The organism is Gammaproteobacteria bacterium (assembly GCA_022340215.1).
Taxonomy (GTDB): Bacteria; Pseudomonadota; Gammaproteobacteria; order JAJDOJ01; family JAJDOJ01; genus JAJDOJ01.
Genome location: JAJDOJ010000003.1, coordinates 1 through 22,661 on the forward strand (window position 1 = coordinate 1; position 22,661 = coordinate 22,661).

At 60.9% G+C, this 22,661-nt stretch carries 25 protein-coding genes and 1 pseudogene; 18 read left to right on the forward strand and 8 right to left on the reverse strand.

Going from position 1 to position 22,661, the window contains the following annotated elements:
* A partial coding sequence (locus LJE91_00190; GenBank protein MCG6867183.1) for a hypothetical protein occupies positions 1 to 964 on the forward strand: 964 nt, incomplete at its 5' end.
* Positions 958 to 2,658: a hypothetical protein gene (locus LJE91_00195; GenBank protein MCG6867184.1), complete on the forward strand. Its 1,701-nt coding sequence runs from the start codon at positions 958 to 960 to the stop codon at positions 2,656 to 2,658. The genes LJE91_00190 and LJE91_00195, both read left to right, overlap by 7 nt.
* Before the next feature lie 49 nt (positions 2,659 to 2,707).
* On the opposite strand, the gene LJE91_00200 is transcribed toward LJE91_00195, so the two are convergent.
* Entirely contained in the window at positions 2,708 to 3,535 is an 828-nt protein-coding gene (locus tag LJE91_00200) for a tRNA 2-thiocytidine biosynthesis protein TtcA (GenBank protein MCG6867185.1), read from the reverse strand.
* Between the two features lie 554 nt (positions 3,536 to 4,089).
* Between LJE91_00200 and dtd the strand changes: the two genes are divergently transcribed.
* The 9 genes and pseudogenes from dtd (at position 4,090) to tatC (ending at position 9,731) form a co-directional block, all read left to right on the forward strand.
* Positions 4,090 to 4,542, forward strand: coding sequence for a D-tyrosyl-tRNA(Tyr) deacylase (dtd, locus tag LJE91_00205; protein ID MCG6867186.1), 453 nt, complete (start codon positions 4,090 to 4,092; stop codon positions 4,540 to 4,542).
* A 242-nt stretch (positions 4,543 to 4,784) separates the two neighbouring features.
* Positions 4,785 to 5,384 (forward strand): imidazoleglycerol-phosphate dehydratase HisB, encoded by a 600-nt coding sequence (gene hisB / locus LJE91_00210; protein MCG6867187.1) that lies wholly within the window; start codon positions 4,785 to 4,787, stop codon positions 5,382 to 5,384.
* Between the two features lie 61 nt (positions 5,385 to 5,445).
* Positions 5,446 to 6,096, forward strand: a complete 651-nt coding sequence (gene hisH, locus LJE91_00215; GenBank protein MCG6867188.1) for an imidazole glycerol phosphate synthase subunit HisH — start codon at positions 5,446 to 5,448, stop codon at positions 6,094 to 6,096.
* Positions 6,097 to 6,130: 34 nt separating this feature from the next.
* Complete coding sequence (hisA, locus tag LJE91_00220; GenBank protein MCG6867189.1) at positions 6,131 to 6,874, forward strand: 1-(5-phosphoribosyl)-5-[(5-phosphoribosylamino)methylideneamino]imidazole-4-carboxamide isomerase; 744 nt, start codon at positions 6,131 to 6,133, stop codon at positions 6,872 to 6,874.
* Positions 6,875 to 6,923: 49 nt separating this feature from the next.
* Positions 6,924 to 7,691 (forward strand): imidazole glycerol phosphate synthase subunit HisF, encoded by a 768-nt coding sequence (gene hisF, locus LJE91_00225; protein ID MCG6867190.1) that lies wholly within the window; start codon positions 6,924 to 6,926, stop codon positions 7,689 to 7,691.
* 278 nt (positions 7,692 to 7,969) lie between these two features.
* Positions 7,970 to 8,296, forward strand: a complete 327-nt coding sequence (locus LJE91_00230) for a phosphoribosyl-ATP diphosphatase (GenBank protein MCG6867191.1) — start codon at positions 7,970 to 7,972, stop codon at positions 8,294 to 8,296.
* Between the two features lie 13 nt (positions 8,297 to 8,309).
* Entirely contained in the window at positions 8,310 to 8,558 is a 249-nt protein-coding gene (locus tag LJE91_00235) for a Sec-independent protein translocase subunit TatA (protein MCG6867192.1), read from the forward strand.
* Between the two features lie 44 nt (positions 8,559 to 8,602).
* Positions 8,603 to 9,010: a Sec-independent protein translocase protein TatB gene (tatB, locus tag LJE91_00240; protein ID MCG6867193.1), complete on the forward strand. Its 408-nt coding sequence runs from the start codon at positions 8,603 to 8,605 to the stop codon at positions 9,008 to 9,010.
* Positions 8,982 to 9,731, forward strand: a pseudogene (tatC, locus tag LJE91_00245) (twin-arginine translocase subunit TatC). The gene tatB and the pseudogene tatC overlap by 29 nt, the downstream one beginning before the upstream one ends.
* Positions 9,732 to 9,969: 238 nt before the next feature.
* Here tatC and LJE91_00250 read toward each other — a convergent pair.
* Positions 9,970 to 10,479, reverse strand: coding sequence for an FHA domain-containing protein (locus LJE91_00250; GenBank protein MCG6867194.1), 510 nt, complete (start codon positions 10,477 to 10,479; stop codon positions 9,970 to 9,972).
* Between the two features lie 291 nt (positions 10,480 to 10,770).
* Here LJE91_00250 and rpoH point away from each other — a divergent pair, with 291 nt between their 5' ends.
* On the forward strand, positions 10,771 to 11,628 hold the full coding sequence (gene rpoH, locus LJE91_00255) for an RNA polymerase sigma factor RpoH (GenBank protein ID MCG6867195.1): 858 nt from the start codon (positions 10,771 to 10,773) through the stop codon (positions 11,626 to 11,628).
* Between the two features lie 21 nt (positions 11,629 to 11,649).
* Here rpoH and LJE91_00260 read toward each other — a convergent pair whose 3' ends face one another.
* Both LJE91_00260 and LJE91_00265 read right to left on the reverse strand, forming a co-directional pair.
* A complete protein-coding gene (locus LJE91_00260) occupies positions 11,650 to 11,820 on the reverse strand; it encodes a hypothetical protein (protein MCG6867196.1) in 171 nt (56 codons plus the stop codon).
* A gap of 281 nt (positions 11,821 to 12,101) precedes the next feature.
* The gene (locus LJE91_00265; protein ID MCG6867197.1) at positions 12,102 to 12,290 is read right to left on the reverse strand and encodes a hypothetical protein; all 189 of its coding nucleotides are present in this window, start codon (positions 12,288 to 12,290) and stop codon (positions 12,102 to 12,104) included.
* Positions 12,291 to 13,320: 1,030 nt separating this feature from the next.
* Here LJE91_00265 and LJE91_00270 point away from each other — a divergent pair.
* From LJE91_00270 to LJE91_00280, 3 genes are all read left to right on the forward strand, one after another.
* Positions 13,321 to 13,746 (forward strand): rhodanese-like domain-containing protein, encoded by a 426-nt coding sequence (locus LJE91_00270; GenBank protein MCG6867198.1) that lies wholly within the window; start codon positions 13,321 to 13,323, stop codon positions 13,744 to 13,746.
* 73 nt (positions 13,747 to 13,819) lie between these two features.
* Positions 13,820 to 14,305, forward strand: a complete 486-nt coding sequence (gene secB / locus LJE91_00275) for a protein-export chaperone SecB (protein MCG6867199.1) — start codon at positions 13,820 to 13,822, stop codon at positions 14,303 to 14,305.
* Between the two features lie 60 nt (positions 14,306 to 14,365).
* Positions 14,366 to 15,400: an NAD(P)-dependent glycerol-3-phosphate dehydrogenase gene (locus LJE91_00280; protein ID MCG6867200.1), complete on the forward strand. Its 1,035-nt coding sequence runs from the start codon at positions 14,366 to 14,368 to the stop codon at positions 15,398 to 15,400.
* Positions 15,401 to 15,460: 60 nt separating this feature from the next.
* Here LJE91_00280 and trmL read toward each other — a convergent pair whose 3' ends face one another.
* Entirely contained in the window at positions 15,461 to 15,952 is a 492-nt protein-coding gene (trmL, locus tag LJE91_00285) for a tRNA (uridine(34)/cytosine(34)/5-carboxymethylaminomethyluridine(34)-2'-O)-methyltransferase TrmL (GenBank protein ID MCG6867201.1), read from the reverse strand.
* Between trmL and LJE91_00290 the strand changes: the two genes are divergently transcribed.
* Positions 15,951 to 16,919, forward strand: coding sequence for a dihydroorotate dehydrogenase (locus LJE91_00290; protein MCG6867202.1), 969 nt, complete (start codon positions 15,951 to 15,953; stop codon positions 16,917 to 16,919). The two genes, trmL and LJE91_00290, sit on opposite strands and share 2 nt — an antisense overlap.
* A gap of 126 nt (positions 16,920 to 17,045) precedes the next feature.
* Here LJE91_00290 and ntrC read toward each other — a convergent pair whose 3' ends face one another.
* The 3 genes from ntrC to LJE91_00305 form a co-directional block, all read right to left on the reverse strand.
* Positions 17,046 to 18,488 (reverse strand): nitrogen regulation protein NR(I), encoded by a 1,443-nt coding sequence (ntrC, locus tag LJE91_00295; GenBank protein MCG6867203.1) that lies wholly within the window; start codon positions 18,486 to 18,488, stop codon positions 17,046 to 17,048.
* A 1-nt stretch (position 18,489) separates the two neighbouring features.
* Complete coding sequence (gene glnL / locus LJE91_00300; GenBank protein ID MCG6867204.1) at positions 18,490 to 19,566, reverse strand: nitrogen regulation protein NR(II); 1,077 nt, start codon at positions 19,564 to 19,566, stop codon at positions 18,490 to 18,492.
* A gap of 111 nt (positions 19,567 to 19,677) precedes the next feature.
* Positions 19,678 to 20,316: a DUF4124 domain-containing protein gene (locus LJE91_00305; GenBank protein ID MCG6867205.1), complete on the reverse strand. Its 639-nt coding sequence runs from the start codon at positions 20,314 to 20,316 to the stop codon at positions 19,678 to 19,680.
* A 286-nt stretch (positions 20,317 to 20,602) separates the two neighbouring features.
* Here LJE91_00305 and hemB point away from each other — a divergent pair, with 286 nt between their 5' ends.
* The gene (hemB, locus tag LJE91_00310; GenBank protein MCG6867206.1) at positions 20,603 to 21,610 is read left to right on the forward strand and encodes a porphobilinogen synthase; all 1,008 of its coding nucleotides are present in this window, start codon (positions 20,603 to 20,605) and stop codon (positions 21,608 to 21,610) included.
* A gap of 16 nt (positions 21,611 to 21,626) precedes the next feature.
* Entirely contained in the window at positions 21,627 to 22,451 is an 825-nt protein-coding gene (aroE, locus tag LJE91_00315) for a shikimate dehydrogenase (GenBank protein MCG6867207.1), read from the forward strand.
* The last annotated feature ends 210 nt before the right edge of the window (positions 22,452 to 22,661 follow it).

Consider the following 22,661-nt stretch of genomic DNA (forward strand, 5'->3'; position numbering starts at 1 on the left):
GCAGGAGCAGAAGGAGCAGAAGGAGCAGAAGGAGCAGCAGGAGCAGCAGGAGCAGCAGGAGCAGGAGCAGGAGCAGCAGGAGCAGGAGCAGGAGCAGCAGGGAGGTGAGTCGGAGGAAAGCGACGAGCAGCAATCCGGAGAGCAGCAGAGCGAAGAGCAGAGCGGACAAGCCCAGGATGACAAGGAGGGCTCCGGTTCCTCGTCTGAGGTGAGTGAGGAGGGGACCGGCGACGAGGAAGAGCGGGACGATACGTCAGCGGGAGCGAAGTCTCGCGAGGACTCGACGGACGAGAGTCGGGCAGACGAACAGGAATCGGGAGAGCAGCAGAAAGAAAGCGATGACGAGTCCGCTGGGGGGGAGCCCGATCAGAAGCGAAAGACCGATGCAGAGGGCGATGAAGAACGCGAACAGACCGCCTCTGAGGGTAAAGATGAAGAAAAGGAACCCCGTGGCGACTCCGCGGAGCGAGACGAGCGAAGCGATTCCGGGGATGAGGAGGAGGCATCGAGCGAGGGCGACAGGGGCGAGAAGGATCGTCAGGATGCCGGAAAGAGTGACGATCAGGCGGAATCGGGCGAATCCTCCAGACTTGACGAGGATCAAGTTCCCGGGCGGGATGACCCGTTACATTCGGATGAGGAAGAATCTGGCGGCGACCGGACGCGGCCCGATGCCGATACAGGTCGCGGCGAAGACGAGCGCGATCGGCTCGGTGATCAGCTTTCCAGCGCCGCGACCGAATTCGATCAGAAGGGAATGGATACCGAGGATGAGCGCCCGGGGGAAGTCCCGGGTACGGGTGATACAGCAGGGGCGCCGGATCAGCTGATACTCCTGATGGATTATTGGCTGGATCAGATCGAGGGGGATGCCTCGGCGCTGTTGCGCAATCAATTCAGACTGGACGAGCAAAAGGCGAGACTGAAGTACAGGGCGCCTTTGGTGGAGACGAGACCATGGTAGACATAGTCATCCGGCAATCAATATTGCCGATCGCCCGACGAGAGGCACGCACCTTCTGCATCTTGTGCATGCTGCTGAGCCTGTTGGGCAGCCTGGCACAAGCCGCGGGAAGGACGGTGTCGGACCGCTGGACTGTATCTGCGCAGCAGCGCGCGGGTGCCGGTTACTATCCCGGAACCCCAAACACCTTGACCCGTGTCACCAATCCCGGACTGATCGGGAACCGGGCGATACTGGTATCCCAATCCGGTTACCCGCCCGGTTACCCGTCCCAGCTCACCTCCGGGCGTCAGGCACCACGATCCGCGCCCAGGGTGGAGCAGGTGCTGGCGGATTCCACCGCATACGTGAATCAGGGGCTGGTGTACACCGCCAGGGTTGTCAGCGACCAGAACCTGAAGACGCTGAGACCCATTGTGTCCAACACCGGCGGGGTCGTCTGGGAAAAACTTGAAGGTCCCCTGACGAGCATGCGTATTCGTAACGGCAAATCGGAAATCATCAACGAATACCGCTACGTACTGACGCCAATTGCCAGCGGCTCGGTCACGGTGGAGCCGATCCGTTTCACCGGCACCCTCGCTGACACGAGCAGATGGCCGGGTGCCGGACAGCGTCAGCGTGGGACTTGGTTTGACGTTACCGCCACAAACGCGCTTGAACTGAACGTCCTGCCCGCCGAGCCGGGAGTTGTACCCTGGCTACCGCTCAGGGGGTTGAAACTCGAGGGCAAGATCGATGACGAAGCGGCCGTGGCTGAAGGCAAGCCGGTCAGTCTGCATCTGCAACTCAAGGCGGTAGGCGCGCCGGGTAGTCGTCTGCCGTCCCTCGAGCCCCTGCTTCACGGGCAGGGTTACGAGGTCTATCGCGAGTCGGTGACCACCGAGCAGTCGCTGGTCAATGAGGGACGAACACTGATCGGTGTCAGGTCCGAGAGCTATACGCTGGTTCCGCGTCAGGCCGGGGGGCTGCAGTTGCCGGAGATTCGAATTGGCTGGTTCAATGTCGATACCGGCCTGAAGGAGGAGTCCGTCCTGCCGGTTACCCGCCTGGTCGCGCTCGGTACCCGTGATGGGACGAGAGGCGGGGCGGGCGGTTACCTGCCGCCCATATGGATTCCGTTCCTGATCATTCTGGTGGGCAGCATTCTGTACTGGGTGACCATCGGGCTGAGGGGGTCGACCCTGGGGCGTCGGATCTCCCAGGGCGTCTCACGCCCCGTGCGGCGCCTGTTCGAGGGTGTAAGGGCGGCGTCGCGCTCCGTGGCGGCCAGGGTTCGCCCGCAACGCCTGATGCATTATATTCATCGTCGCATCGTGGTGCTGGTGCCGAAGCCGCTTCGTTTGTGGTACTGCCTGAGGTGCATCGATGATGAGACCGACCCCACCGAATGGTGTCACGCGTTCCGTTTCATTGCCAGTAAGCACATGAGGATTTCCGATCAGTTGACCTCGCACGGTCTGATGCAATGTGTCATCGATAGTCACCCCGGGGCCCACGCCACCGCGATCTGGGAACTGACCCATCAACTGGAAGGCGCGATGTACGGAAGTGCTCCGCTCGATTTCGAGCAGTGGAAAGCGGATTTCAAGCGTGAACTACGCCCGATGCGTTTCCTTAAATTCGGCGGTCGGCGCTCTGCGCCGAAAGGCCTGCCGGCGCTGAATCCCGGTGTCGTTGCGCGCAGCGGTTGACGGGCAGTCTGTCGCGAGCCTGCCTGGACCGTTCCCAGTGGGAGCGTATTCAGGGGGAATCACCGTCGGCATTTCCGGGGTGGATCGGGCCGCGCATATCAGTCGACGCCGTCGTTCGCAGCGGATTCTGTATCGATGTCGCGTCCTCCAGGCCCTCGACCATGAGTGGTTTCAGCGTGGATAGCAGCGATTTGAAGACCAGCGGGTTACGTCCCTCCTCTGCACGCAGCAGTGCTTTCATGTGTTGCCTCTCCGTCGGCACGGAGAAGCAGGCGGGACAGTTCTCGGCAACCACCGGGAGATGATTTTCCGCTGCGAATGCGGCAGTCTGGCGTTCCCTGACATAGACCAGCGGTCTGATGACGCGCAGGTCCCCCGCGTCGATGCGATAGTGCGCCTTCATCGTCTTCAGCTTGCCGCCGTGCAGCGCAGACATGAGAAAGCTTTCCGCAAGATCGTCGAGGTGCTGGGCGAGGGCGATCACGTTGTATCCCTGGCGACGCGCCGTGTCATATATCAGCCCGCGTTTCATGCGTGCGCAAAACGCGCAGTATGAGTCCTTGCCCATGTGGGTCTGCGCGATGTCCAGGATCGGTTCGCGGCGATAGTGGTGCTCGATACCCAGCTCCCTGGTGTAGGGAAGCAGGGCCGACGGATCGAAGGAACCGCTTATCGGATCGATGGTGATGATGGCGAAATGGAACCGGATCGGTGCGTGGCGCTGGAAGTGCCGGAGAACGTGCAGCAGGGACAGCGAGTCCTTTCCTCCGGAGAGACCGAGAAGAATCCGGTCGCCGTCATGGATCATCGAGAAATCGGACAACGCCTTGCCGCTCAGGCGGGCGAGTCTGCGTGGAAGCTTCACCCAGCCGGACATTTCAGCAAGATAATCGCACAGGCATTGCCGGTGCAAGTCAGACTCGGAAATCGGGGCGGGGACAACCACAAAAAAAACCCCGGCACGTCCTTGTCCCGGGGTGTCCCCATCATAACGAAGGGGACCGAAACCTTGAGTCCATAAGTGCTCGCGAGGCGAATCCCTTTGCCTCGCGGGCGACGTCCTTGTTCGGCGAGTGCCAGGCGTCCTTGCCTGTCGCTGCCGATCGGGTCGTTGTGCCGACCATCCCTGGCCGACGCGACCCGGGTCCTTGCCCGACGCACACCGGCTTGATTTCCTTGGCCGAGGCACATCGGGTGTTCCCTTTGCCGTCAATCCCTGACGTCGAGTTTTATTGTGCTGGTTTGCGACCGGGGCGAGTATCGGGTTTACGATGCGCGCGCTGTAGGAGGAGATGGTCGGTTGTTGTAGGATATTTCCTAGTAACGTCTTGCTACCCGTGCGTAGATCACCCCTTTACCCTGGTAGTGCGTACCGTGTACCCGGCCGGGGGCGGACAGACACCGCGATAGACGGAAGGCCCGGGGGTTCAAGTGATATCGCTACTTCAGCGCGTGCTCGATGCTAGTGTCGTAACCGAGGGCGAAACCATCGCCCGCATCGACAAGGGAGTGCTCGTTTTCCTCGGGATCGAGCGCCTCGATGCCGATCGCCAGGCCGATCGGATGCTGGAGCGAGTGCTCGGGTTTCGCCTTTTCGGCGACAATCGGGGCCGGATGAATCTCAGCGTGACCGATGTCGGCGGTGCTCTGCTGCTGGTTCCCCAGTTCACACTGGCGGCGGACACCGGGCGCGGCATGCGGCCCGGGTTCTCCTCCGCGGCCGGGCCGATGGAGGGCAAGAGGCTGTTCAAGTACTTCGTGACGCGCGCGCGTGCGACGCATCAACGTGTCGAAGTCGGCCGGTTCGGGGCGGATATGCAGGTCCACCTCGTCAACGATGGCCCGGTGACCTTCCGATTGCGAGTGGCTCCCGGGGGAGCGTGAGCCCCATCGCCGGAAATCCAACCGCGAATCTCGCGAATCTTAGGAGTTGGCGAGGTTATCGCGGTGTCCCGGTACGCCGTGAGGGGATGCGCCCGCACGCCGAACGAACACGAAGGTGATGAAATGCTAAAATGAGCCGTTCGGTCGCTGTCGGCGGGGAGGTGCTTCGTCCGATTTCCCCGGACGCGACGCTACCTCCCGTGCCGCGGTCGAGCGCCGGGTGGTGTGCAAAGGAGGCTGGGATGAGCGGGAACGAGCGCGTTGCGAGGGTTGCGCGCAATACACTGGAGACCCAGATCGAGGTGAACGCGAACCTCGATGGCTCCGGCAATGCGAAGTTCGACATCGGGGTGCCGTTTCTCGAGCACATGCTGGATCAGGTGTGCCGCCATGGGCTCGTTGACCTTGAAATTACCGCGAAAGGTGACCTGCACATCGATGCGCACCACACGGTCGAGGACGTCGGTATCTCACTGGGTCAGGCGTTCTCCGAGGCGCTTGGCGACAAGAAGGGCATCGTTCGCTATGGTCACGCCTACGTCCCGCTTGACGAGGCGCTGTCACGGGTCGTCATCGATTTCTCCGGGCGACCCGGGCTGGAATATCATGCCGACTATCCCCGGGCCCGTATCGGCGAATTCGATGTTGATCTTGTCCACGAATTCTTTCAGGGCTTCGTGAACCATGCACGCGCCACCTTGCATATCGACAGCCTGCGCGGCGCGAATGCGCACCACATCGCGGAAACCATATTCAAGGCCTTCGGGCGTGCTGTGCGCATGGCCGTGGCGCGGGACGAACGGATGCAGAACCGGCTGCCCAGCACAAAGGGCAGCCTGTGACCCGCGGTCAGGACGGCGAGGTCGCTCTCGTCGGGACATCGTCACCAGCGGGCAGGTCAGCATGACGAGCACGATCGCGATCATAGACTACGGCATGGGAAACCTGCGTTCCGTCGCCAAGGCGCTCGATCACGTGGCGCCACCCGCAATGCGCGTGGTGGTGACGGCGGATCCGGAAACGGTCCTGAAGGCGGACCGCGTGGTGTTCCCGGGTCAGGGAGCCGCCGGGGATTGCATGAACGCCCTGCATGCGGCTGGTCTGACCGAAGCGATCAGGGATTCGTCAGCGAACAAGCCGTTTCTTGGCGTCTGCGTCGGTATGCAGGTGCTAGTCGAGCACAGCGACGAAAGCGGCGGAACGCCCTGCATCGGTGTGTTCCCCGGCAATGTACGATATTTCGGGGACGAGATCGGGGAGTTCCGTCAGGGACTGCGGTACAAGATCCCGCACATGGGGTGGAACACGATCCACCAGACACGCGAGCACCCGTTGTGGCGCGGGGTCGAGCAGGACAGCTATTTCTACTTCGTACACAGCTATTATGTCGTCCCGGCAAACCCGGACCCGGTCGCCGGTGTTACCGACTACGGAATCCGGTTCACTTCCGTGATCGCACAAGACAACATATTCGCCATGCAGTGTCATCCCGAAAAGAGCGCGGACGGTGGGCTGAAGCTGCTGGAAAACTTCACCCGTTGGGATGGACAGTGAACCGTTTACCCATACCTGTCAGGGGAGCGATCCAATGTTGTTGATACCCGCCATCGACCTCAAGGACGGCAAGTGTGTTCGACTTAGACGCGGCGACATGGAGGACGTGACGGTGTTCTCGGAGGATCCCGTTCAGATGGCGCAAAGATGGGTCCTGGCCGGCGCCAGGCGTCTTCACATCGTCGATCTCGATGGGGCCGCGGCCGGCTCCCCGGTCAACGCCGGGATCATCCGCGAGATCGCGTCGAACCACCCCGAAGTTCCGATCCAGGTCGGCGGAGGGATCAGGGACGAAGACGCCGTGCAGGCCTACCTGGAGGCCGGTGTGCAGTACACGATCATTGGAACGCGTGCAGTGAGCGCTCCGCATTTCGTCAACGACCTGTGTATGGAATTTCCCGGGCATATCATCGTCGGTCTGGACGCCAGGGACGGGAAGGTGGCCATCGATGGTTGGTCAAAGCTTTCCCACCACGACGTGAACGATCTGGCGATGCATTTCGAGGAAGATGGCGTCGCGGCGATCGTCTACACCGACATCAATAGGGATGGAATGATGAAGGGCGTGAATGTGGAGGCGACGGCGGAGCTGGCGAGCCAGTTGAAGATTCCTGTCATCGCCTCGGGCGGTGTTACCAATATGGACGATATCCTGGCCCTGATGGACAGGGAGGAGGACGGCATCGAGGGGGCGATCATCGGGCGCGCACTCTACGAGGGAACGATTGATCTGGCCAAGGCGCAGGAAGTTGCAGATGGACGAACCGGTCGAGGGTGAGACCTGCGGGATCCGGGTGTACTCCAAGCTGCGGTAGGTTGGCTGAGTCATGACGATTGCCAAACGGATCATTCCCTGCCTCGATGTCGATGCCGGACGTGTGGTCAAGGGTGTTCGCTTCGTGGATATCGTCGATGCCGGCGATCCCGTTGAGGTGGCCGAGCGTTACGACAGGGAAGGTGCCGACGAGATTACCTTCCTCGATATCACGGCCAGTTCCGACGACCGCGACACCATCGTGCACGTGGTGGAGGAGGTCGCCGCCGAGGTGTTCATCCCTTTGACTGTGGGCGGTGGAATCCGCAAGGTCGAGGACATTCGACTCATGCTGACCGCGGGTGCGGACAAGGTCGCGATCAATACCGCCGCGGTGTTCAATCCGGACTTTGTCCAGCAGGCGGCGGACAAGGTTGGATCCCAGTGCATCGTGGTCGCGATCGACGCCAAGCAGGTGGCTTCGGATCCGCCGAGGTGGGAGATCTTTACCCACGGGGGACGCAAGCCGACCGGTCTGGATGCCGTGGAGTGGGCGGGGAAGATGGAGCGGCTCGGGGCCGGCGAGATCCTGCTGACAAGCATGGACCGAGATGGTACACGGTCCGGTTTCGACCTGGAGCTGACGCGGGCCATCGGTGGTGCGCTCCGTCTCCCTGTGATCGCCTCTGGCGGTGTGGGTAACCTGCAGCACCTGGTAGATGGCGTGACCGCGGGAGAGGCAGATGCCGTACTGGCGGCGAGCATTTTTCATTTTGGCGAGTACACCATTCGTCAGGCCAAGGAATATATGGCGGCGCGTGGTGTTCAGGTACGCCTGTGACGGGGCGACCGCCGGTGGCGAGTCGTGTCAGCTGCCCTGTGGTAAGCTAACGTATTGAAGGCCTCGAGAGTCCATTAGCGTCGGATGACGAGGTAGTGCGACCATTCGCCGGCCTGCCTCGCGTGTTCCGTGGTATCCGTCCTCGTCGATTCAACTGGTGACCGGTGGGTTTCTGACTCGCTTGCCGGAGCATACCCGGTTGTGATGGCGCGCACGGCCCGCGGCGATCCGCGACAGACGACACTGGCAGCGGAAAATCGATGGTGCTGAATCGGAAAATGGCTGACTGCGAGGTCCTTGAGCGCTTGGGTTCGGTGCTGGAGCAGCGGAAGTCCGCGGATCCGGGATCCTCTTATGTGGCGGGTCTGTACGAAAAGGGCATCGACGCCATTCTCAAGAAGGTCGGAGAAGAGGCCGTCGAGGTGGTCATGGCGGCGAAAGACGGGTCCGGCGAGCGGATCGTCAGTGAGATCGCGGATCTCTGGTTTCATTGCCTGGTATTGCTCGCGCATGAAGATCTCACGGCACGACAGGTACTGTCGGAGCTGGACTCACGGTTCGGCGTGTCGGGATTGACCGAAAAGGCCAGGCGCGTTTCACGATGAACGGAGGTTGGTTATGGGATTTGGCGGAATCAGTATCTGGCAGTTACTGATCGTTCTGGCGATCGTGGTATTGCTTTTCGGCACCAAGAAGCTGCGCAATATCGGCGGGGACCTCGGGACTGCTATCAAGAACTTTAAGGGATCGATGAAGGAGTCACAGAAGGACGAGAACGTCGCGGGCAAGGAACCTGGACGGATCGAAGGTCCCGTCGACGACGTCGTCGACGGTAAGGTCGAATCCAGGGACAAGGACAAGGTGTGAGTCACGGATCCTGACCTGCGGGTCCAAGTAGGAGAGACACCTGGATGTTCGATTTCGGCTTCTGGGAAATCATGGTCGTCATGGTAGTGGCGCTGCTCGTGGTCGGGCCCGAGCGGTTGCCTGGACTTGCGAGCAAGGTTGGCGGATGGGTCGGCAAGGCCAAACGATTCGCCCGTAGCGTCCAGTCGGATATCCGCCGGGAATTCCACGCCGAGGAGATGCGACAGATGCTGGACAAGCAGCAGGGCGAGATCCAGGAACTCAAGGGTATGCTGAACGATGCCCAGTCGGATCTTCGGTCCGAACTTGACGATACGACCCATCTGGTAAAGGCTATTGAGGACCAGATCGAGGAGGTAGACGACCCGGACGCAGTGTCGGCACCGGAAAAAGACACCGCAGAGCAACACGCAAGCCGTTCCGATGACACAAAACCGTCAAACGGAAAGTGATGCAGGAGGGAAGGAGGACACCTTCCTTTCACACCTCATTGAACTTCGTGACCGATTGCTACGGTCCGTCCTGGCTATTCTCGCCGTCTTTCTGGCGCTTTTCCCGTTCGCCAACCAGATCTACACCTTTCTCTCCGGACCACTGACCAAACACCTCCCGGAAGGCAGCTCGATGATCGCCATCGAAGTGGCTTCCCCGTTTCTGATCCCGTTCAAGCTGACGCTGTTGCTGGCCGTTGTCATTGCCGTGCCCTATCTGCTGTATCAGCTCTGGTCCTTTGTGGCGCCGGGGTTGTATCGCCACGAAAGACGCCTGGCGTTACCGATCATCGTTTCCGGGACCGTATTGTTCTACCTGGGTATGGTATTCGCCTACTACGTCGTGTTCCCCCTGGTGTTCGGCTTTTTCACCAGCGCCGCCCCCGAAGGAGTGTCGGTCATGACGGATATCGGAAAGTATCTCGATTTCGTCATCGTCGTGTTTCTGGCGTTCGGAATTGCCTTCGAGGTGCCGATCGTGACGGTGGTACTGGTCAGCTTCGGTGCCACCACGCCGGAGGCCCTTTCCGAGAAACGGCCCTACGTCATTGTCGGGGCGTTCGTGGTGGGTATGCTTCTGACGCCCCCGGACATCATTTCGCAGACCCTGCTGGCGCTGCCGGTCTGGCTGCTCTTCGAAATCGGTCTTGTCTTCTCACGCCGCGTGGTGCGCAGAAAAGCCGGTGGTTCGGATACGGAGGCGGACGAGGAATCTCGGCCATTGTCCGACGAGGAAATGGAGGCCGAACTGGACGCTGCGGAGCGGGAGGAAAATGAAAGCGAGGCCTCGGGAAAACCGGATAGTGAAGGCAAGCCCTGAGGCCGATTCCGGTCATGGGGCTTTCGCAGCCTCCGGAAATGACAGCCAGGTCCTTGCTGCTCGAAAAGCAGGGGAATTAGCGGCAGACAAGGGTGGCGTACTACGTTCGTCGCATCGAGAATCGGATAATATCCTGGCCGGCATATGCCCGCGGGGTGCCCAGGCTGATGGTCCCCGATCCGGACAGCTCCATTTTCGCTCCCGTGATGTGGAGTTCGTTTTCGTCCCACAGGAAGATATAGGTACCGTTCCTGCTGTGATCTTCTATCTGGTAGCTGCCACCCCGAAAACTGATGGTCGCATGCTTTCTGGACGAGAATTCCGTCTGAATTCGCAGATCGCATTCCGGATCACGGCCCAGGGTCACGGTGACACCGGATGGCTCCAGTACGCCGGCAATGTCCAGATAACTGAGGTGAAGGTGCACAATTTCGGCGGAGGCATCGAAGGACTGTATACGGCGGTCGACGATTCGTCGCCGGTTGGATTTCACGAGGACATCGTTATTGTCATAGAAGGGGTACTTCGGTGCCGGCCCGAACCTGCGGCGCTCGGTACCGCGACGTTCGCCGAAAAGCTTCTCGCCGAGTTTGGAGATCTTTTTTCCCATGGCCTGCGGTCGTTTCTTATCGAGGTGCGACGAGTAATTGCAATGCGCTGTGGTCATCCGCGACCACTTAACGGCCGTGATTCGGCCGGACAACATCTATTTTAGTATGGCCCAGGGTTACGCGGGTTTCCTTATCTGATGCATCGTCAAATCAGGGCCTCCATGCAGGTGCATGATCAATAATCCGCTTGAATGGAACCAATTCCGACCTTAGCACTCTTATGGCTGGAGTGCTAATATGGGCGCTTAATGAATATTTTGTACACAGAGAATGGGGGGTATGACGACAAGATGACCAAGGCGCTTGTTAGGGCACAGTCGACCAACCTGGTTCCGGTAGGAAACCTGGATGCCTATATCACGGCTGCAAACCGGCTACCGGTACTTTCGGCCGAGGAAGAGAGGACACTCGGTATGCGCTATCGGGATCACAACGATCTCGACGCAGCCAGAACACTGGTCACGCACCATCTGCGCTTTGTGGTGCACGTAGCGCGCGGGTATACGGGATACGGGCTGGCACTGGCCGACCTTATCCAAGAGGGGAATGTCGGTCTGATGAAGGCCGTCAAGCGCTTCAATCCCGATCTGAATGTCCGTCTGGTGTCCTTCGCGGTGCACTGGATCCGAGCGGAGATACACGAATTCGTACTGCGCAACTGGCGGATCGTCAAGGTGGCTACGACCAAGGCGCAGCGTAAGCTTTTCTTCAACCTGCGAAGTCGCAATAAACGCCTAGGCTGGCTGAATCGAAAGGAGATCGATGCCGTTGCCACCGATCTCGGTGTGAGTGCCGACGAGGTGATGGAAATGGAAAGGCGCCTGGGAGGCAGGGACATTGCCTACGACCCGGAGCCGGGCGAGGAGCACGAGTCGATGCTGGCGCCGGCCAGTTATCTGGAGGATCAGCAGTACGGTCCGAGTGATATCAACGAGAGGGAGGATCTGCGGGCGTTCCAGGAGCGCAGGTTGAACGAATCGCTGGAAACTCTCGACGAGCGTAGCCGCGATATCCTTGCTAGCCGCTGGCTAGGGGACAGTAAGGAAACACTGGAATCTCTGGCACGACGCTACTCGGTCTCTGCCGAACGAATCCGCCAGCTTGAAAAGGCGGCGATCAAGAAACTCCGTAGCGAGTTTGCTGCATAGCGCGGGCCGGGGTCGAGGCACCTACGTGATCTCGATGCCTCCCCGGTGGATCACTTCCATCCAGTGGAACCGGTGGAACCGACTCCCTGTGGAGCCGGTTCCGTCGGCCGGCATTTGCTTGTCGTTGCGCCCGGACATCAATGAGATGCGCGCGGCGATCGAAAACCCGCCGCTGACGGATCCGGCGCGCAAACCCGGTTTTCCGGGGCATTCAGATCAGAGCTGGCGCCTCTGCACCTTCTCCCAAAGCGGTTCCAGATCAAAGTCGCTCATTCTGCGGCTGGCGATTTTCCGCCGATCTTCACAGATCCAATGACCCTGATCGTCCCGAAACGGAAATTTCGGTGTGGGCCCCGGTTGGCGCCTGTCCGGGTGCTTTCTTCGATTCATGACTGCTGTCCCGCTGCTTCCCTGTCCCCTTGACGCAAACCCACGCTGCCGGCCTTGCCTTTCGATCGCATTGGGATCGAGGACTAATTGGTCCGCGAGCCACCGAGTCTGGCAAAAGGATAAATAAGGCGCAATTTCTCGAGCGCCTTTTCCGCATCCATTCTGCTGGAATATTCCTTGCTCAGGCGTATCCAGTGGTCCTCAGATCGGTTCATTACGAAGAAGCGTGCTTCCGGATGTTCGATGGTGGGTGTATTCTGCATGTTGATCATCCTCTCCAGTTGTCCAGACGATAGTTTCAGGCCGGGTGATGCCCGATTGGGCCGCGCATGGTTGCCAGCTGATGGCGGCGTCGGGAGAGCATAGTCGGCCGGGGCGCCGAATTCTGTGAAGCGAATCCATTCTCAGCCCAGCCGTGACGGGGAAACGCGAAACCAAAATACCCGAACCCGTCCCGGCGCGGTTTTCAGGACCCTGTTCGCCGGAATCGGACCATGGCGGTCCTGGTTCATGGTCCTGATCACCGCCGACGTTGTCGGAATGCATCCGAATGCCGCGTTCGGTCGGGATTTCTCGGTCTTCTGGGATATGGAAGCGCAGATTCAGCAGCAACGGGCGGAACTGAGGCGGGAGCAGGAGGTATACCGCGAGTTTCAGCCACCGACACCCCCCGCCGTAACGCGAGATCTGAACTCCCGGCTGTCGCGTCAGCGCGAAAAGCAGAGACAGTTACAGCAGCATCTGCGTCAGCTGTACCCACTTAGCGAGGGAAAACCGGGAGCCATCCGTGGCCAGCGGTTCCAGTCGCGCCAGGATAGGCAGCGACTCTACCTGAAATTGCAACGACGGAGTTGGAGGTTACCGGGGATCGCGTCGCCCAGACCATAGGTTCTCGGTTCGGATGGGAGACGTCGCTACATCCGCTCGATTGTCTGAAAAAAAGGCCGGAGCGGCCCCGCGGCGGACGAAATTTGGTGATATACCTGTCCGTGACGGGTATAGTTCCGACCCTGATCGGAGAAGCGGGCCGGGCTGCCGGTCTTTTCCCGCACCGTCTGCGTCATTGTCCCTCGCGTCGTACTCATTCGAGTCCGATCCCGTCAGGCCCCGGCCCGCGATGACTCCCTGAAACAAGGTGATCCATGGTATCTTAACCGGCCTCGAGGAACCGCCCGAGGATGGGGCACACCAGGCCCATGGGTCTGATCTCAGGCGAATCGCTTTGTCCGGCAAGTGTCCCCGGTGGGGAGCGGTCGGCGGTTCTTGCGAGTCGGTGTAACCCGGACAACGGCAATCGGTACGATGGAACAGTTCGTGGAATTCGTGGGGAATCACACAGCGCTCTTCGCGGTGCTGGGTCTGGTGTTGGCCATGGTGGTCTGGACCGAGTTTCGCAGGTTTACCTCGGGATTCAAGGACATTTCTCCCCAGGAGGCCGTTCGACTGATCAATCACGACAATGCCCTGATGCTGGACGTCAGGGAAGACGCCGAGCGTGTGCAGGGCAGTATTCAGAATTCCAAGCACATCCCCCTGAGCACGTTGAAGCAACGGGTCGGGGAACTGGCGAAGTACTCGGACAGACCGGTCGTGACCTATTGCCGGACCGGCTCGCGATCACGCGGCGCGGGAAACATACTGCTAAAGAACAACTTCAAGAACGTGTCGAATCTACGTGGCGGAATCGCGGCCTGGGACAACGCCAATCTGCCCAAGGTGGCCAAATAGGCGCCGCGGTTCGGGGCGGCGCAGGTGGATAGCGTGAATAGCGAACAATCGACGATGCGAGAAACATAAGGTCATGAGTGAAGCTCCTAGCCGGGATGTCCCACAGCAGATCTTCGAGATCCAAAAGCTGTACCTGAAAGATGTCTCGTTCGAGGCACCGAATGTCCCCGATATCTTTACCGGAGCGTGGAAGCCGGAAACCAACGTTCAGCTGGGTACGGAAACCCGCAAGATCCAGGAAGCTATCCACGAAGTGTCCCTGAACATTACGGTGACGACGAGCATGGAGAAGAAGACCTCTTACCTGGTCGAGTTGAAACAGGCCGGCGTCTTTACCCTGCGGGGTTTCAACGAGGCGCAATTGGGGCACATGCTGGGCAGTTATTGTCCGAACATCCTGTTTCCCTTTGCGCGTGAAGCGATCGCCGACCTCATCTCGAAAGGGGGGTTCCCGGGGTTTCTGCTGGCGCCCGTCAATTTTGACGCATTGTACTCGCAGCATCTGCAGCAGGCCGCCAGACAGGAAGGCACGTCCGATACACCTCCCACCGCGCACTGAAGGCGGTCCGGCCCGTGTGCGCGAGTGGTTTGCTGGCGCCGTTCTGCGCTATTCAAACCGATGTCTGACGAGCGCACCTGCGCTGTACTCGGCGCAGGCTCCTGGGGAACGGCGCTGGCGGTGCGTCTGGCGCTGAATGGCCACGAGACCCGCCTCTGGGGCAGATCCTCGGCTTTTGCCGACGAGATGCAGTCGCGAAGGGAAAACCCGCGTTACCTGCCGGGAGTCGAACTGCCCCGCGGCCTGTTGGCCAGTGGTGATCTCGCGCGCGTACTGGACGGTGTGGACTCGATCGTGATCGCCGTACCGACCTCGGCATTCCGTGAGACGCTGAGAGCCGTGAAGCAGGCCCTGTCGGGAGGGCGTCTCCCTGTCATTATATGGGCAACCAAGGGGATCGAAAAGGGGACTGGCAACTGGTTGCACGAGGTGATCGACCGGGAGATGGGGGCGGGCACGCACTGCGCTTTATTGTCGGGCCCATCGTTTGCGCGCGAGGTGGCGATTGGATTGCCTACGGCGGTGACGGTTGCGTCGGAGGAAGCCGACGTCGCGCGCATCGGTGCCTCGCTGTTTCACGCCGAGACATTCAGGATCTACACGAGCCCCGATGTGCTCGGTGTCGAACTTGGCGGGGCCGTGAAGAACGTGCTAGCGATTGCCGCCGGGATATCGGACGGACTGGGGTTCGGCGCCAACGCCCGGGCGGCCCTGATTACCCGTGGACTGCACGAGATCATGGTCTTGGGCAGGAAGCTGGGGGCAGAGCTGGGCACGCTGATAGGGCTGTCGGGCATGGGAGACCTCGTGCTTACCTGTACCGACGACCAGTCACGCAACCGTCGTTTCGGGCTCGCCATGGGCCGGGGTCAGTCGGCCGAGGAGGCCTCTCGCGAGATCGGTCAGGCAATCGAAGGGCGGGGGACGGCTGAGGTAGTGATGCGGATTGCCGGCGGTGTCGAGATCGAGTTGCCGATCTGCCAGCAGGTCTATTCAATCCTCGCCGAGCGGCGTGATCCGGGTGCGGCGGTTGCCGACCTCTTGAGACGAAGTGTCAAGCAGGAGAACGTCTGGCGATTATCGGATGTCTCCTGAACGCCGGGGCCGACAGTTCCTCGCGGTGGATCCAACCGCGTGCGCGGATCGAGCCTCCGATCAGGGCGTCGCGGCGTCGGCGCCCGTTTCGCTGCTGCCGGCAAACCCGCACTGCCGCCACGCCTCGTAGACGACGATCGCAACCGCATTGGAGAGGTTGAGACTCCGGCCGTCCGGTGCCATGGGGATACGGAGGGTATGGAGGGGGCCCGCATCTTCGAGGATACGCCGGGGAAGGCCGCGGGTCTCCGGCCCGAAGACAAGGGCATCGCCCGAGCGGTAGTGCACCTCGTGATACAGGCGGGAACCCCGGGTGGAAAATGCCAGCGTTCGGGCGGGCTTCACCGCCCCCAGGAATTCGTTCAGGGATCCGTGTTCCGTGACCCGTGTCCATTCCCGGTAATCCAGACCCGCCCGGCGCAGGCGGCGGTCATCGAGATCGAATCCCAGCGGCCGGATCAGGTGTAGCGCCGTGCCCGTGTTCGCGCACAGACGCATGATGTTCCCTGTATTGGGCGGGATCTCGGGCTCAAAGAGGACGACGTGAAACATGGCGGATGAGAAGCAAAGGCTGTCCGGACTGACCGTGGATTTCTGCGGTATGCGCCTATCCACCCCCATCATATTGCTGTCGGGTTGCGTCGGCTTCGGGGAAGAGTATACGCGGGTGGCGGGGTTTTCCAACGAAGAGGTGGGGGCGGTATGTCTCAAGGGTACGACCGCAGAGCCCCGTCTCGGCAACCCGCCCCATCGGGTCTGCGAGACCCCCGGGGGGATGTTGAACGCGATCGGCCTGCAGAATCCCGGCGTCGATCATGTCGTCGACAGGATCCTTCCTGGACTGGATTTTGCCGAGACGCGTTATATTGCCAACGTTTCTGGATCGACCGTCGATGAGTACCGCCGGGTCACACGGCGCTTCGATGCCTCACCGATCGATGCCGTCGAAATCAACATCTCCTGCCCCAACGTCAAGGAAGGCGGAGTGGCGTTCGGTAACGATCCCGAGATGTCCGCGCGCGTGGTCGAGGTCTGCCGTGAGGTGACCGAGAAGCCGCTGATCGTCAAGCTCTCGCCTAATCAGACCGATATACAGGACAATGCGCGCCGGTGCATCGATGCCGGTGCCGATGCATTCGCCGTCATCAACACCCTGATGGGGATGTCGATCGACATCGCAACCCGCCGACCCGTGATCGGTAACGACCAGGGGGGACTTTCGGGGCCCGCGATCAAACCGATCGCACTGTTCAAGGTGCATCAGGTCTATCAGGTCGCGCGAGAACACGGCATACCCATCATCGGCCAGGGGGGGATTATGAGCCCTGAAGACGCACTGGAATTCATCATCGCCGGAGCGGACGCCGTGGGGATAGGGACGGCCCTGTTCTACAACCCGCTTGTTTGCGGCGAGGTCAACCGCGGCATCGCGAACTACCTCCGCGAGCAGGGGTTGAGCAGCGTCGGTCAGTTGACGGGGACGCTCGAACTCCACGGATGTGACGGGGCCTGTCGCTGATCCTCGCCGGTGGAGCGTGTTCGTCCCCGGAGCCCGTCCAGCGCCAAACGCTGAAGACGGCATACGTTGAGGCGACCTGTTTGCGCCGGCCCCAACCGCGCCCGCAACCCCTGATCCGGGGTGTACTCAGGCGGTCTCTGTTTTTTCCTCGCTGTCGGTGCGATCGCCGCCGGCGTTGTCGTTGAGGTTCAATTCCTTGATCTTGCGGGTGAGCGTATTGCGTCCCCAGCCCAGCAGGCGCGCCGCATCCCGGCGTCTGCCGCCGGTGTGTTCGAGGGCGGTTTCTATGAGGACCCGTTCGGCATCCCGTATCGCCCGAGTCGCGATGTCTCCCTCGCCGGCCTCCAGACGATCGTTTGCCCAGCGGGCCATCGACTCCTGCCAGCCGCCCGGGCTGTCCGGGCTCGAGGAACGCAATTCGGGCGGCAGGTCTTCCAGGTGAATATCGCTGCCCGCCGCCATCACGGTCAACCAGCGGCAGGTATTCTGCAGTTGCCGAACGTTACCCGGCCAAGGAAGCCTGGAGAGGAATTCCACGACTTCAGGGCTGGGTGTCTTGGGTTCTTCCTGGAGTTCGGCAGCGGCGCGGGAAAGGAAAAAGCGCAGCAGCTCGGGGATGTCCATGCGGCGGTCCCGCAACGCGGGGACATGAATTCGAATGACGTTGAGCCGGTGCAGCAGGTCTTCCCGGAACAGGCCTTCCGAGACCCTTGCTTCGAGGTCCTGGTGGGTAGCCGCGATGATCCTGACGTTGCCTCGTATCGGGACATGGCCGCCGACACGATAGAATTCGCCGTTGGCCAGCACCCGCAGCAGACGGGTCTGTAGTTCTGCAGGCATGTCGCCGATCTCATCCAGGAACAGGGTTCCGCCGTCGGCCTGCTCGAATCTGCCCCGGCGCAGCCCCTGGGCGCCGGTAAAGGCCCCTTTCTCGTGACCGAACAGCTCGGATTCCAGCAGGTCCCTTGGGATCGCGGCCGTATTCAGGGCGATAAAGGGCTTGGACGCGCGTGGGCTGTGGCGATGCAGCGCCTGGGCCACCAGTTCCTTGCCGGTGCCGGACTCGCCGGTGATGAGAACCGTGATATTCGATCGCGAAAGCCGGCCGATCGCGCGGAAGACCTCCTGCATCGAAGGGGCCTCGCCGATGATCGTCGGCGCCTGCTGTTCGGCCTGTGTTTCCGCCTCGAACTCGCCACTGCGGGATTTGCACGCCCGGCGTACGAGATCCACAGCCTCGCCGATATCGAAGGGTTTTGGCAGGTAATCGAACGCCCCGTGCTGATAGGCGGACACGGCATGATCGAGATCGGAATGCGCCGTCATGATGATGACCGGGAGGTCCGGGTATTCCGCATTGACCCGATCCAGCAGCTCGAGGCCCTGAGTGCCGGGCATGCGGATGTCGGTGATGATGACGCCGGGTTCCTCCCTGCCCAGGGCACCCAGGGCGTGGTCCGCGGTGTTGAATACCCGCACGTCCATGTCCGCCTTGGCCAGGGCCTTCTGGAGGACCCATCGAATAGAGCGATCGTCGTCCACGACCCATACTCGGCACGGTTGCCCCATCTCAGTCGGTCTCCCCGTCGTTATTGCTTCTCACGGGGATCAGCACACGGAAGCTGGTACGTCCGGGACGCGAGTCCAGTTCGATCACCCCCTCATGCTGACGGACGAACTCTTGGGCGAGTGACAGACCGAGACCGGTTCCGCCCTCGCGCATCGTAACCATGGGGTAGAAAACCCTGCTTTGCAGATGCACGGGAATACCGGGCCCGTTGTCGATGATGCCGGCATTCGCGACCAGGCGGTGTCGTTTGCTGGCAATGGTGTACTTGTGAAGCACCCTGGATCTGAACACAATCTTTCCTTCGCTTCCGACAGCCTGCATGGCGTTTCGCGCGATATTCAGGAATGCCTGGACCAGCAGATCCCTGTCGGCGAAGATTTCCGGAATACTGGGATCGTAGTCACGTGCGAGTTTCACGCCCGCGGGCGCTTCCCGCGCGACCAGTCGATAGACGTGTTCCAGGATGTCATGCAGATCGATGTGTGTCTTGCGCGGCCGGTTTGGCGGGCCGAGCATCCGGTCAACCAGAATTTGCAGACGATCCGCCTCGTCGATGATGACCCGCGTATACTCGCGCAGGTTGTCGGTTTCCAGCTCTTCCTGCAGTAACTGAGCCGCACCGCGGATACCCCCCAACGGGTTCTTGACCTCGTGCGCCAGTCCGCGGATCATCTCCCGGGATGCACTCAGTTCGGTCAACTGGTGGCTGTCCCTGCTGATGCGCATGTGTCTGTCGATCTGCTGGATTTCTATCAACGCGGCCGGTGCGAGATCGCCCTCGACCACAGGTGCGACGGTACAGTCGACGGTGACTTCGCGCTGGTCGGTGAGCCTGAGGCGAAGCTCCCGTTCGGTGTAGGTGCGACCGCTCAACAGATACTCGTAGAGTCTCTCCTGAAAGGAAACGCCATCGCAGCTAACCAGGGTCTCGAGCAACTCCCCACTGGCGCGTCTGAAACTTAAGCCGAGCAACATCTCTGCTGCCGGGTTCATGAATACGATGCGTAGTTGGTCGTCCAGCACCATGACGGAGGTGCCGAGTTGTTCGAGGATAGATTTTTCCTGCGACGGTGCCATTGTGCTGAAAACAATGCAACTAACGGGCCAATTCCAGCCCCCCTGGCAGCAGGATTCCGGCTCTATCGGCGCAGGGCCGATTTCAGGTTTGCACCATTTGTGTGCGATGTGTCAGTCGCCGTAGATGATCGGATTGGTAATTTTCACCCTGGGTTGGACGGTTGCGTCGCCGGGCGAGTTGTGCAGGAGCGAGGTGCGGATGACGGTAAACCGGACCGGCTGTGACGCGGCCAGGGCCTTACCCCGGTCGTCGTAGATGCGGGCCTCGAGGGTGTGCGTTCCACGGTCAACATTGGGCAGATCGAAACTCGTGCCAGCCTTTTCGGCAACCGACTTCCCGTCCAGGTAGACCCGGATGACATCGCCGGGATAAAGTCCGGGTTCAACACGGCTCTCTACCAGGATATCGCCGGAGTTCTTCCGTATCGCCTCGTTGTCTTCCGGTCGAGTGACCGTAAAGGACTGGTACGGTGCCCTTCTGTGCACTGGTTGCTCGACCGGTTGCGCGTTTGCTTTCTCGATCTGGGCAGGTTGGTAGGCAGGAACCACGGTCACCGGTTGCACCTCAATAGTGCGCAGCGGACTTGTCGAGGCACCGTCAGGGGGCTCGTCCGAAAACACGACGACGCCGTTTGGATCGGTCCATTGATAGACTCGGTCCGACTGGGCCATTGCGGTGGAGCTCAAGAGTATTGCCAGTAACACGGCGATGAGGATCACATAAGAAGCAAAACGAGAGTGTGAGCGCATCAGGCCGTCCCCCTAGCAATGAATGACCGTCAATATGCAGGCATTTTGCCGCCGTCTCACCCTACGTGGTGGCAGGCGATGGTGAGAGAATAACCCCCACGGTCAGGGGAGGCCAGATGTGCCTGCATCGTTGTGACCTGACTCCCGCCATCGTGGCCGAGCGATCCGCACCAGATTGGTGCGGATCGGTCGGTTGGCGACTTCGAAAGGGACTTTGTCTTTTCCGGATCGGTTGTATGACAATTCGGGTATCCACAGATTCGCTTTGTTGCTTGGGAGGGGAACCATGCCCGTGAGTCAAGGAACGTATCCCGGTACACGCCTGCGCCGAATGCGGCGAGACGGATTTTCGAGACGTCTGATGCGGGAGCACGACCTGGGAGTCGGCGATCTTATCTATCCGGTGTTCGTGCTCGAGGGGGAGGGCCGTAGAGAAACCGTGGACTCCATGCCGGGCATCGAGCGTTTGAGCGTCGACCAACTGATTCGGGAGGCCGATGAACTGAGGGAACTGGGCATCCCCGCCCTGGCATTGTTTCCCGTCATTTCCCGGGTGCTGAAGTCCGAAGACGCCGCTGAGGCATACAACCCGGACGGTCTGGTGCAACGGGCCACCAGGCACCTCAAGGAGTCGGTCCCCGAACTCGGGGTGATCACGGATGTCGCACTGGACCCTTTCACGGTACATGGCCAGGATGGTCTGCTCGACGAAACGGGTTACGTCGTCAACGACCCCACGGTCAAGGTGCTGGTCAAGCAGGCTCTGTCACATGCGGAGGCCGGGGCGGACGTCGTGGCACCGAGCGACATGATGGACGGGCGCATCGGCGAGATACGCACCGCGCTCGAGCAGCAGGGATTCGAGAACACGCGGATACTTGCCTACTCCGCCAAGTACGCCTCTTCCTTCTACGGACCTTTTCGCGACGCGGTGGGTTCCGTGTCGAATCTAGGGGGAGGGGACAAGTACAGTTACCAGATGGACCCGGCAAATTCGAACGAAGCGATCCGGGAGGTCTCCATGGACCTTCAGGAGGGCGCGGACATGGTCATGGTGAAGCCCGGACTGCCCTATCTGGATATCGTGCGCCGGGTCAAAGACGCGCTCGGAGTCCCGACATTCGTTTATCACGTCAGTGGTGAGTACGCGATGCTCAAGGCGGCGGCCGAGCGGGGCTGGCTCGATGAAAGGGCGTGTGCCATCGAGTCACTGCTGTCGATGAAGCGGGCTGGCGCGGACGGGATCCTGACATACTACGCAAAAGAGGTTGCCGGGTGGTTGAGAGACCGATAGGCGAGGGTCCGGCACGATGAGTCTTAAGGACCGATACGCGGTCGTGGGTCACCCGGTGTCGCACAGCAAGTCGCCGCGAATCCACGCCGCGTTCGCTCGCCAGACCGGTGAGGTGTTGAGTTACGAGACCCTGGAGGCGCCAGAGAACGGATTCGCCGAAACCGTCCGCGGTTTTATTGCTACCGGGGGACGTGGACTGAACGTGACCGTGCCGTTCAAGCCCGAGGCCTGTGATTTCGTGGATGCGTTGTCCGAGCGCGCCGGTATCGCCCGGGCGGTCAACACGATCGTCGTCGGGCCTGATGGTGCCACCAGTGGCGATAACACAGACGGTGCCGGACTGTTACGTGACCTGTCGGACAACAACGGCATTGCGGTAGCCGGCATGCACGTGTTGATCGCCGGTGCCGGTGGTGCGGTGCGTGGCGTCCTGGAACCCCTGCTGAGGGCGGGGCCTGCGAAGCTCGTGATCGCGAATCGCACCGTGGCCCGTGCGCGGGAACTGTGCGATGCGCTCTTCCACGTGGGGGACATCGAGGCCTGCGGCTACGATGAGCTTGCGGGCCGCCATTTCGACCTGATCATCAACGGAACATCGACCGGAATTGACGGCACGGTACCGCCGATTCCGGGAGAGGTTCTGCTACCCGACGCGTGCGCCTATGACATGTTCTACGCATTCGGGCCCACGGCGTTCGTACGCTGGGCCCTGGAACGGGGTGCCGCCAAGGCGTTCGACGGAACCGGTATGCTGGTGGAGCAGGCCGCCGAGTCATTCTATCTGTGGCGGGGGGTCCGGCCTGAGACGGGGCCCGTTATCGACATGCTTCGGGGAGGCTGATTCGTCGCGCGCAGCGGGCTTAGGCGATTTCTGTCAAATGACATATACCATCCTGCTTGTCTTTTCGTTCGTCCTCTGTGTTGCGACAACCGTTCCATAGTTCGACTATGCGCCTGATGTCGCGCCTTGATGACGAACGATCCCGGCGCGGCGCTGTCCCTGCTTTGCTTGGGCACCGGTCTTGGGCTTCCTGCCCAAGCCGTTCACTGC